Raw genomic sequence first — 10,092 nt, 5'->3', positions numbered from 1 at the left:
GCTGATAATCTTGTTGACTATCAGTCTGACTCCACAAGCACCCACACGAATTGCTTGATTCAGTTGTTAAAGAGCGGCTGGTTAAGATCTTTCGTCTCAACCGAGGTGCGCATTCTACAGATACCAATTACCCCGTCAAGCAATTATTTCAAAATTTTTCAAATTTTCTCTTTAGACTTCAAATGCTTAGCCAGCCTCCATCATCTCTTGTCAGCAGGCGATGAATGCTGTACCACAAAAAATCTCGGCCTAAGTCGCACACCCTTCTCTCTATATATGTGTGCTTAGGCGCCATAGCGGACACCCCTCCCTTGCAGCCGTCCCTTTGCAACGGCCGCACACTGGCAACCCAACGCGGGACCGCAAACACTCCATGTTCAGCCTCTGGATAAGAATATAAAGCCAGCTTTTGAAAAGCACTGCCGACCGGGAAAAACGTGATGGATGCCACCAACGCCAAAGGAGTCCAGGTTACTACAATCAGAAAGTGTGGTTGAGCAGCAGCCCACCTTCCGCATCCGGGCTAGCGTCGGAAAAGCCCTTTACCGCATACAACTGGATCTTCCAGTGCTGGTTGAGCTTCTGAGTGACGAAGAGGGTGAGCTCCTTGAGTTGGTCGCCACTCGAGACGACTTTCTGCCGCCAGTCGTAGGAGGCGCCCACAGTGGTGAGCGCGGCCACTGGTATGGCGAAGCCAAGGCTGGCAAATATCGGGTTGTTGAAGTTGGTGCCGGACGGATCGCCGAACTTCTTCCAGCCCAGGGTGGCGAACCCGGTCACCGGGCCAAAGGCCTTGGCGACGTCGACCTGGGCGGAGTAGTCGGTTTTTCCGGTGCCCAGGCACTTGTCCTCGTCGGCAGTGGGGAGCTTGACCTTGCCAACCAGATTCAACAGCACGCTGCCCTGACTACCGTCGAGCACGGCATAGTCGGCGCTGGCGATGGTGTCTCCGAGACCGCTTTCCATTTTGCCGCATCCGCCCGGCAACGGTTCGCCATCAGGGCCGACCGAGGGGTTAGTAATGCGTAGCCAGGGAACGGTGAGTTTGTACGTCATGGGTCCGGTTTCGTACTTGCCGACGAGCGGGACGTACCAGATTTCGGATGTGGTACCGGTGCCATAGTCACCTCGTGAGTAGTCGACGCCGATCGAAGTGCTGAATGTATTGGCCAAGGCCGGCAAGGTTAAGCTGGCGAGCAGGCTGGCGAGCAGGGTGCGCTTGGATTTCATGTTCACCTCGTGTATCCAGTCATCGAAGCTCACAAAGCATTTTTTGTTTCTGCAAAGCGCGGCCACCAAAAGGCACGTACGGATAGCGCGTGTCATCTTTGCGGTGGCATGGCGCAAGCGCGATGGGACTTATCCAGCCTAGTTACCTATGACGATAGTGCATCATGACGCACTGTTTAATTCTTCTTTTCAGGACGCTCGACCTTCTCGACTTTCTCGACCCTCTCGACCTTCTCGACTTTCTCGACTTTCTCGACCCTCTCGACCTTCTCGACTTTTTCTGGTCGTTCGACTTTCTCGACTTTTTCTGGTCGTTCGACCTTCTCGACCTTTTCTGGTCGTTCGACTCTCTCGACCTTCTCAACTTTGTCTGGTTGTTCCAGCTTCTCGGTGCCCTCGCGGCGGTCGTCGTCCCCGTGGAAGGTTTCGCTGCGCAAGCCGTTATCGCTCTCAGTGCGGCCGCTCTTGTTGTCGCCCGAGTCGTCCGCTCTATGATCGGTGTCGCCGTCAGTGGCTCTGACTCGCCCGGATTGGTTCCTGGCTGGCGTATCGGAGCGCTCGTGAGGGAACTCGATACGCGTTGCCCGTACCTCGCGCGCACCGCTGAACACACCGCTCACCCGCACGCGTCGATCCAGTGCCAGTTCGGAGGGTTGCCCACCGACAAACACTGTGTCGCGCTCCAGCGTCACGTTGAAGCCGCCAACAACCAAGTGCCGGTCCTGCCGCCCCTGCACCAGACCTTCGATCACCGCCTGGTGTACCTGGCCGACGAAGGCGAGGCTCGGGTCGGGGCGACTCTGGGCGACGTTCAGCTCGCGACCGGACCAGTGGCCGCGCACCAGCACTTCTTCTGCCGGCGCCGGGTGATTGCTCAGCTTCAGCCCCTGGAGACTGCCGGTGCGATCAATCGAGCCGATGGCACTGGCGTCCCTGAGGCCGGGCGCCCGGTCGATGCGGCTGGCCACCACCTCGCCACGGGCATTGCGCAGCCCGCTGACCCGTACCGGCTCGCCCGGACGCAGACCTTCAGCGACCCGCGCGCCGCTGGCGAGGCGCACCGGTTGCCCCATGACCTGCAGTGGCGCCGAAGCGCTCGGGAGGGCCGTCAAAGGTCCTTCATAAATGTGCAAGATCGAGATGCCCTCTGCCTCCAGGCCTCGCGGAGAGGTGACCGCCGACACTGCGACCACTTGGCCCACCTCCAGTTGGGCGCTGTTGGCGGCGATGCCGTTCTCGCTGACCGGCACGTCTTTGGCAAAGTGCACTTCCAAGCCATTGATGCAGATCGAGGCGAACCCGGTGATCGTGCCGACGATACCGGTGCCGCCAGTACCTCCCGGACGCTGCGTGATCGGCGCGCCGGTGCCGCCGATCCCACCATTTTCGGTGCGAATGCCGGTGCCACCCACGCCGCCAGCCAACGCACCGGTGCCGCCGATGCCTCCCGGACGTTGCATGATCGGCGCGCCAGTGCCGCCGATCCCACCATTTTCGGTTTGGTTACCGGTGCCACCCACGCCGCCAGGCTTCGCGCCAGTGCCACCAATGCCACCCGGAAGCTGCGTGATCGGCGCGCTGACAATACCCACGCCATCCTGGTTGACGCAGGCCGGCGCGGCCTGCACCAGAGCGGGAAGTCCAAGGCCCAGGGCGATGGTGATGGCACGAAAGAGGCGTAGGTTGGCAGTCATGGTTGGGGGGCCTTCGGCGAAATGGGTTCGGTAGGCTCCGTGTAGAAGTAAAGACCGATGGTAATGCGCTGGCGCGGTTCGGGACTGGGCAGGTCACGGCTTTCGAGTTCAGTGGCGAGCCGGTTAAAACCTAACAGGGCCTGCATACCCTCGTTGGCGACGGCCTCGCGCAACTCGTCGACGCTGGCCGGGACCAGCGCGTCGTAATGAACGCTACGCTCAAAAAAGGCCGGACCTTCCCCGCTCAGGTTGTGCACCGCAGCGCAGGCGTGATCGTGCAGGTTGTGACCCAAGTACGCTGCTTTCTCATCGAAGCCCTTCTGCGGCACGAAGGCCTGGACTTCGAGGTGGACGCGATCTTGCTCGTCAAGACGGACGACGCCCAGGCGCAGCCATTCGTCCAGCACCACCCGCGCACGGATGTCCGTGCTGATTTTCGCTACCAAAGCGTCGAAGGAGCAGTCGCCGCCGACACTGGCTAGTCGCGGCAGGGGCAATGGCTGGCCGGAGTGATTACAGAAGGGCATGCTGTTGGTCCAGGTGTTGACCAATTGCGCACCGAGGGTGATGTTTTCGGGAAGAGCGGTAAAAGTCGTGTCGCTTGTCTTGCGCAAGCGCCGCACATCCTTGCGATGAACCCCGGTGAGCAGGTTGATGCGGCTGTCGCTCGGGGCTTTATCGTCAAGGCGGAATTCACGATCCGCCACATCGACGAAGACCTCCTTGAGCAGGTCGGCGAACACCGAATAGGTGACTCCTTTGCGGAGCATCAGGCGTACCAGAGGCCGCATGACTTGCCGAAGGGCTTTTAGCAGCGAAGCAGGCAGGGTAGGCGGTTGCATTCAGTGCATTCCTAGACAGATAAACGCAGTATAGCGGTGCGGGAAAAAATCCCATGAGCGGCTTGTGCCGCGTTACCCCCTGCCAATTTTCAGGCCCAACCACTGTACTCATCTATGACGCTTGGTTGACGGGGACTGACCTGCTGCGCGCAAACGCCTCATACAAAACCAGTCCCCGGACCTTTGTTTGATGCCATTAAATTCCGTCAGTCTCCGCTGTTATCAGCGTCGGGTTCGCCGCCGACGTGATTGCGTGTACTTCCGAAATGGTTGCCTTTGAGGCCTCTATCCCTGAACGGCTTTTTCAGCCTTTTCTTCAGCCTGCTCTATAGCCTGTTCTTCAGCCTTTTTAGCCTTCTCAGCCTTTTCTTCAGCCTGCTCTGCAGCCTGTTCTTCAGCCTTTTTAGCCTTCTCAGCCTTTTCTTCAGCCTGTTCTGCAGCCTGTTCTTCAGCCTTTTTAGCCTTCTCAGCCTTTTCTGCTGCCTGTTCTGCTGCCTTCTCAGCCTTTTCTTCAGCCTGTTCTACAGCCTGTTCTTCAGCCTTTTTAGCCTTCTCAGCCTTTTCTTCAGCCTGTTCTGCAGCTTGCTCTTCAGCCTTTTTAGCCTTCTCAGCCTTTTCTGCTGCCTGTTCTGCTGCCTTCTCAGCCTTTTCTGCAGCCTGTTCTGCTGCCTTCTCAGCCTTTTCTGCTGCCTGTTCTGCAGCCTTCTCAGCCTTTTCTTCAGCCTTTTCAGCCTTTTCAGCCTTCTCAGCCTTCTCAGCCTTTTCAGCCTTCTCAGCCTTTTCAGCCTTCTCAGCCTTCTCAGCCTTCTCAGCCTTTTCAGCCTTTTCAGCATGATCGCCGCTTAGCCCGTTGCCCACTCCATTCCCGCCCAATCCACCGGAATGACCAGTACCGCCATTACCCTCACCGTGGCCACCGCCATTTCCACCACTACCATTACCACCTCCGCCGCCATTACCACCACCGCTGCCACCACCGCCGCCACTGCCACTATGACCACCTCCGCCGCCATTGCCACCTCCGCCACCGCCGCCATCGCCGTGACCTCCACCGCCACCGCCGCCATCGCCGTGACCTCCACCGCCACCGCTTCCACCACTGTCTTTGGCATATGCACTTGAGCTATGTGAAATAGCATCAGGTACCAGAACGATGGAAGCCGACAGGACTCCACCAATTGCCAACGCCAATAAAGCCTTCTTGAAACGCATATGAGCCATCATCTTGTCTCTCCTGGTGATTTACCGCGAGCAGAGCCAATGCCATCCGAGAGCCGCATACCTGGAAGCAGCCCCTCACCCTTACATTTTTCTCCTTAATCATTGGCGTGGGAAAAATTCCCATATGAATAAAGCTAGTTCGCTTTGGCCGAGCGTCAACCCGCGCACGGAAAAGCCGACTGGCGGTCGGGCGGAGGAGGACGTCAAAAATGGAGTGACGGCGGGGTGTAGTGTTCAACTAATCCCGGACACGACGTTAAGTTTCTGCTCAGCCTGAGCCAGTCCAATCCGCTGAAAGCTGATAGCCAAAAGCTTGAGCGCTTGGAGAAGTGGGGGACTGGATATGAGATCGGGTCGGCATAATCAGCGAAGGATTACGCTAAGTAACTGATTTTATTGGTGTCCCAGGGCAGGTTCGAACTGCCAACCTTCCCCTTAGGAGGGTCAATTTAGAAGCCACCAAGCTTGAGACAGACCAGCAATTACTGGGCTTATCGTCCGGTTGCGTCCGTAAAAACAGCCCCGTATAGTTCTTTTTGCTGCCACGGTGCTGTCACGGAGCTGGATTGCTTGAAAACGAAGATCACTCAAAAGCTCATCAACGGCCTACACTCGGAGCCTAAAGCCTACCGCGTGCATGACACTGTACAGCCCGGCCTATTCATCCGCGTGTTGCCGAGCGGGCATAAATCGTACATGGTCACCTGGGGTCGCAACAAGAATGCCACCCTTGGCCGCGTTGGGGTTGTGACTCTCGATCAAGCGCGCACCGAGGCCGCCCAGTACCTGGCAGATGCGCACGCCCACGGGGAGCCACTGGCCGTCGCCCAAGGGCGGAAAGGTGCCGCCCTGCCCTCTTTGCGCCAGTTCATCGACGACACCTATATGCCCTGGTTCAAGACGCACCACAAAGGGCATGAGAAAACCCTGCACACGCTCGACAACAACTTCGAGGCGATCATGTCTCAGCGTCTCGACGCGATCACCGGCCGCGACCTGGACCAGATCCGCACAGGATGGATGCAGTCAGGCAACAAGCCATCGACGGTAAACCGCAAAATGGGCTCGATCAGCGGCCTATTCAGTAGAGCCGTTGAATGGGAGTACATCAGCGCCCATCCGATGAACAAGCTCAAAGCCCTCAAGGTCGACTCCATGGGGTTGGTCCGCTATCTGGATGCCGACGAGACCAAGCGCCTGCGCGAAGCTCTGGACGCGCGCCAAGACGAAGCGAGGGCCGAACGCGAAAATGCAAACAAGTGGCGAGCAGACCGCGGCAAAGAGCCGATGCAAAGTTTGCTGCAACTGCCCTTCACTGACCACCTGAAGCCCATGGTGCTTGTGTCGCTGAATACCGGCATGAGGCGTGGCGAACTGTTCGACCTGAAATGGTCAGCTGTGAACTTCCATACGAAGACGATCACCGCCAATGGCGCCACCACCAAAACGAGCGATACGCGGCATATCCCAATGAACAAGGAAACGTTCGGCGTGCTGGAAGATTGGAAAAAGCAGGCTGCGAAGTCTCGGTACGTTTTTCCGAGCCAGGCCGGCGGCCGTCTGGAAGATGTGAAGAGCGCGTGGCTTAACCTACTTGAGCGAGCCAAGATTGAAGGCTTCCGCTGGCACGATATGCGTCACGACTTCGCGACACGCCTTGTTATGGCGGGCGTACCGCTCAATACGGTACGGGATCTGCTAGGGCACGCCGATATTAAAATGACGCTTAGGTATGCCCACTTAGCGCCGGGTACCAAGGCGGCAGCGGTGGAGCTCATCTAGGAGGAGAATCAAGCATTAAATCGCTATCGATCATAGGCAATATAGTCGGCGATGCTTTGTTCCTCTCAACGTGATTAAGTATGTCTTGCCAGAAAGCGCGTACATGCGATGCAACCAGCTGAGATTCTGTTGACGATCCGTTACTGTGTTTCTCCCAAAAAAACTCAGTTGCCTTGATGGTTTCCCAAATCCTGAGCTCATCGTACGTCAAGGCTTCAGGCATATGAATGGCCAACTGCACTAGCCTTGAAGACTCGTCAGTAGACCAGATTTTATCGAGAACAGTGGACAGACTACCGCCATCAACGTCGACTGTTTGCTGGGCTATCGCCTGCGCAATTGCCCACTCAATTACGGCTGTCAAGGAGCGCTTTTGCAGTCTCCCCATTATGTCCAAAGCGAACTTTATCTTCGGATCAATTCTGATCCCAACACTAACTGTTGTGCTCGTCTCGCCGGTGCGCTTGCTCGTCTTAGTGGCCATAGCATTCCATCTATTCTGTAGTCGGCTCAGCCGACCTGATAGGTGCAGCTTGCTCGACGCGCAAATCACTGTCAATCCATGCAAATACAAGACTGTATAGCATTTGCTTGCACTGATAGATTTATGCGTTATAACCTAGCAACACCTGGCATCCTCTTCGGTGCCGGAATTTAGGGAGACGACCATGGAACAAACGCCACAACAAATGGCTCCGCTGTCAGTGAGCGTCGAAGAATCTGCCCGCATTTTGGGCATTTCGCGCTCTGCTACTTATGAGCTCATCGCCCAAGGCGAAATCAAGACTTTCAAAATTGGTCGTCGGCGCCTGGCACTGGCATCCGAACTAAAGGTGTTTATCGAGCGTGCAGCTAAGGCCGGCGCACGGTGAAGCACGAAAAGAATAAAGGGGAAGTATTGCGCAGGACTGCGCGGAGAATTGCCAAGGCGGTGCTCGAACACCGCCTTAGCGAAAACACACTGGATAGCACCAACGTGAGGGGCAAACTATGACACGCCATTCTTCAACTGAGCAAGACCGTAAGATGATGGAGGCGCTGCGAAACGGCCCAGTGTCGACCATCGAAGCGGCAAAGGATTTGGACATCGTCCAGCCTCCAAACACCATCCGCCGCCTTAGAAAAAAGGGGCACGAAATCCGCACCTACTGGACGCATCAGTCCACTGAGCCGGGCCGCCCGCCGCATCGGGTGGCCAAGTACATTTTGATGCGCGAAGCGTCGTAAACCAGATATGCAGCGCTCTCCCCATTTTTGGGGCGAGCGCTCGCACCTGCCTGTGAGCCGCTGAATGGCCAGAAAGAAATCCTACAAGGTCGACTTTGGGGGCGGTCGAGCGCTGGCCCTACCTTATCGACTGCTGATCAGCGACGCCTTCGACAATCTGTCGCCCAAGGCAGTAACCGTGCTGATCAAGCTGGCCAGGAATTACAACGGCCGCAATAACGGCGATCTGTCTTGCACGGCCTCGATGATGGCCAAGGGAAAGTCTATGGACGCCAAGACGCTTGCTTCCGCCCTTTCCGAGCTTATCGATGCTGGCTTGATTGTCCGAACCCGAGAGAGCCGCAAGGGAGGGCGGGAACAGGGAATGGCACGTTGTGCGCTTTACGCGCTCACCTGGGCAGCAATAGACGATTGCCTGGGAAAGGAGCTCGAATTATCCCCTGGTCCACCGCGCTTCAAGTTCATCTGATTTTCGAGTTTTTCGGTGGGAATTTTTCCGCCTAGTACTGGGAATTTTTCCCAGTTAACGCGCCTTCATTGTCCGGTTGCGTCCGGTTGTTTTTCTGAAATGGTGCAGTACTGGGATTTTTTCCCAGTACCTTTCAATGAAACCGGGGCCTCCAGATGGGTATGAAAACGGAAAAAATCCCACCCTTTATAAATTACCACCACCAGGGCTTATAGATGGGATCTAAGACGTACCAGCAGGCGCGATGCACTCATGGTTATTCAGGGAAATGTAGACGCGTTGGAGGCTTCACCTTTCTTGTTGTCGACTTCCTCCCTTGGACGCTGATCGGTATGTGTCGTCCATGCGCGGAGGAAGTGAGGAAGGATCTGATCTACCAGGTTGAAAAGGGCCAAGGCCGATAGTCGCCGATCCGCCACCCTAGAAGTCGAGCCGTGTTTCAAACCGAAACAAGGCACCACCCTGTTGTGGGGTAGTGCCTTGATGACGATGAAACTCTCGTTGTATCCCTGATTAGATTTCAACCTCTAGCCGAGGCCGATCAGCACCAGGGTCGTCTGAACCGAAAAGCGCCTGATTCAATGCCTTCCTGCTCTCACACTACAGGTCGTACTCAGGGTGGCTGCCCGCTCCCATAGTATTCGCCCATTCTGGCAACTCTTTGCGCCACCGCATCTCATTCAAGTGCGTCCACCAGCGACTCGCGTGACGTTGCTCCGCGACTATTAGCTCGGCCAGGAGCACGCGTTGTGCGCCGGTGAGCACAAGAAGCGTTGAAACCTGAATGAACGCCTGACGATCTAAGCCTTGTCGTACCGATGCGCGCAGGCCAATATCGGCCGTCTCTCACGGAAGAAAAACCAAATGACGGCACTGATTGGCAAGCGCTTCACCGAGCTCGAGGAGCAATTAGAGATACTGCTGAGTAACGCCACCCTCAAGCGAGATGATTACGATGGGACCTCAGAGCTTTACCTATCACCCGACTTGATCCTCAACTGGAATGTCAAAGCTAAATCGTTGATGGAGCGTGTCTGCGGCGCTGACTCGACTCACCTCAAGATGTATGCGGATGCAGATGTACAAGGGATGTACGAATCGTATGTAGATCGTCTGAACCGACTTAAAGCAATTTTTCTGGCGGCAAAAGAGGACTTTGAAGGTGGCTACCTCAACACTGTCCGCAATCTAGTTCAGGCAGAGGTATTCGGGAGTGAGCTTGAACAGGCGAGCGAACTACTATCCGCCGGATATGCGTCCGCAGCCGCGGTGATTGCTGGTGTGGTACTGGAAACAACTGTTCGCAACATCTGCACAGATAAGGGTATCCAGCACGGGAGTCTCGACAGGATGAATGCCGAGCTGGCGAAAGCCGGTGCATACAATTTACTCCAGCAGAAACGCATCACCGCGATGGCGGCCGTCCGCAATAGCGCCGCACACGGCAAGACGGACGAATTCAGCTCGGGAGACGTAAAAGGAATGATCAACGACGTTGAGCGCTTTCTCGCGGCGACCCTTCAGTGATCAACACATCTTAGAGATGTGCTCAAAACTGAGCACACCGGGTGCTTGGATGAGATACAAGCAGAATCCCGCACACCTGACTATTACCGATTAGCTAGCC

General features: G+C 56.3%; 9 protein-coding genes and 1 pseudogene. 5 read left to right on the top strand and 5 right to left on the bottom strand.

Translation table 11 applies throughout. The features are described from left to right. Positions 1-480 precede the first annotated feature (480 nt). The 4 genes and pseudogenes from AC07VR_RS29590 to AC07VR_RS29575 all read right to left on the bottom strand — a co-directional run. Positions 481-1,230 carry a hypothetical protein gene (locus AC07VR_RS29590; protein ID WP_494992132.1) on the bottom strand — a complete coding sequence of 250 codons (750 nt, stop codon included), beginning with the start codon at positions 1,228-1,230 and terminating at the stop codon, positions 481-483. Positions 1,231-1,406: 176 nt separating this feature from the next. Further along, entirely contained in the window at positions 1,407-2,924 is a 1,518-nt protein-coding gene (locus AC07VR_RS29585) for a DUF5666 domain-containing protein (protein ID WP_495013380.1), read from the bottom strand. Further along, positions 2,921-3,766 (bottom strand): DUF6502 family protein, encoded by an 846-nt coding sequence (locus tag AC07VR_RS29580; protein ID WP_494992130.1) that lies wholly within the window; start codon positions 3,764-3,766, stop codon positions 2,921-2,923. Before AC07VR_RS29580 ends, AC07VR_RS29585 begins: the two co-directional genes overlap by 4 nt. An 816-nt stretch (positions 3,767-4,582) precedes the next feature. Beyond that, positions 4,583-4,978 (bottom strand): annotated as a pseudogene (locus AC07VR_RS29575) (hypothetical protein); the annotation flags it as partial. Positions 4,979-5,557: 579 nt separating this feature from the next. Here AC07VR_RS29575 and AC07VR_RS29570 point away from each other — a divergent pair. Beyond that, positions 5,558-6,769, top strand: a complete 1,212-nt coding sequence (locus tag AC07VR_RS29570; protein ID WP_495013379.1) for a site-specific integrase — start codon at positions 5,558-5,560, stop codon at positions 6,767-6,769. On the opposite strand, the gene AC07VR_RS29565 is transcribed toward AC07VR_RS29570, so the two are convergent. After that, a complete protein-coding gene (locus tag AC07VR_RS29565; RefSeq protein ID WP_495013378.1) occupies positions 6,762-7,253 on the bottom strand; it encodes a hypothetical protein in 492 nt (163 codons plus the stop codon). The two genes, AC07VR_RS29570 and AC07VR_RS29565, sit on opposite strands and share 8 nt — an antisense overlap. Positions 7,254-7,437: 184 nt before the next feature. Here AC07VR_RS29565 and AC07VR_RS29560 point away from each other — a divergent pair, with 184 nt between their 5' ends. The 4 genes from AC07VR_RS29560 to AC07VR_RS29545 all read left to right on the top strand — a co-directional run bounded on the left by AC07VR_RS29560 (position 7,438) and on the right by AC07VR_RS29545 (position 9,992). Continuing rightward, positions 7,438-7,641: a helix-turn-helix domain-containing protein gene (locus AC07VR_RS29560; protein WP_305483389.1), complete on the top strand. Its 204-nt coding sequence runs from the start codon at positions 7,438-7,440 to the stop codon at positions 7,639-7,641. 118 nt (positions 7,642-7,759) lie between these two features. After that, positions 7,760-7,996, top strand: coding sequence for a helix-turn-helix domain-containing protein (locus tag AC07VR_RS29555; RefSeq protein ID WP_026067396.1), 237 nt, complete (start codon positions 7,760-7,762; stop codon positions 7,994-7,996). Between the two features lie 64 nt (positions 7,997-8,060). Beyond that, positions 8,061-8,465: a hypothetical protein gene (locus tag AC07VR_RS29550; RefSeq protein WP_495013377.1), complete on the top strand. Its 405-nt coding sequence runs from the start codon at positions 8,061-8,063 to the stop codon at positions 8,463-8,465. An 864-nt stretch (positions 8,466-9,329) separates the two neighbouring features. After that, positions 9,330-9,992, top strand: coding sequence for a DUF4145 domain-containing protein (locus tag AC07VR_RS29545; protein WP_495013376.1), 663 nt, complete (start codon positions 9,330-9,332; stop codon positions 9,990-9,992). Positions 9,993-10,092 lie beyond the last annotated feature (100 nt).

The organism is Pseudomonas sp. GW821-FHT02H09 (assembly GCF_059421425.1).
Note: the sequence above shows the minus strand (reverse complement) of the source record. Positions and strands in the feature narration are given on the sequence as shown.

What these genes read in the sequence shown, in the direction of transcription:
- AC07VR_RS29590 (WP_494992132.1), bottom strand. Translation starts at nt 1,230, where the DNA reads ATGAAATCCAAGCGCACCCTGCTCGCCAGCCTGCTCGCCAGCTTAACC.
- AC07VR_RS29585 (WP_495013380.1), bottom strand. Translation starts at nt 2,924, where the DNA reads ATGACTGCCAACCTACGCCTCTTTCGTGCCATCACCATCGCCCTGGGC.
- AC07VR_RS29580 (WP_494992130.1), bottom strand. Translation starts at nt 3,766, where the DNA reads ATGCAACCGCCTACCCTGCCTGCTTCGCTGCTAAAAGCCCTTCGGCAA.
- AC07VR_RS29565 (WP_495013378.1), bottom strand. Translation starts at nt 7,253, where the DNA reads ATGGCCACTAAGACGAGCAAGCGCACCGGCGAGACGAGCACAACAGTT.
- AC07VR_RS29560 (WP_305483389.1), top strand. Translation starts at nt 7,438, where the DNA reads ATGGAACAAACGCCACAACAAATGGCTCCGCTGTCAGTGAGCGTCGAA.
- AC07VR_RS29555 (WP_026067396.1), top strand. Translation starts at nt 7,760, where the DNA reads ATGACACGCCATTCTTCAACTGAGCAAGACCGTAAGATGATGGAGGCG.
- AC07VR_RS29550 (WP_495013377.1), top strand. Translation starts at nt 8,061, where the DNA reads ATGGCCAGAAAGAAATCCTACAAGGTCGACTTTGGGGGCGGTCGAGCG.
- AC07VR_RS29545 (WP_495013376.1), top strand. Translation starts at nt 9,330, where the DNA reads ATGACGGCACTGATTGGCAAGCGCTTCACCGAGCTCGAGGAGCAATTA.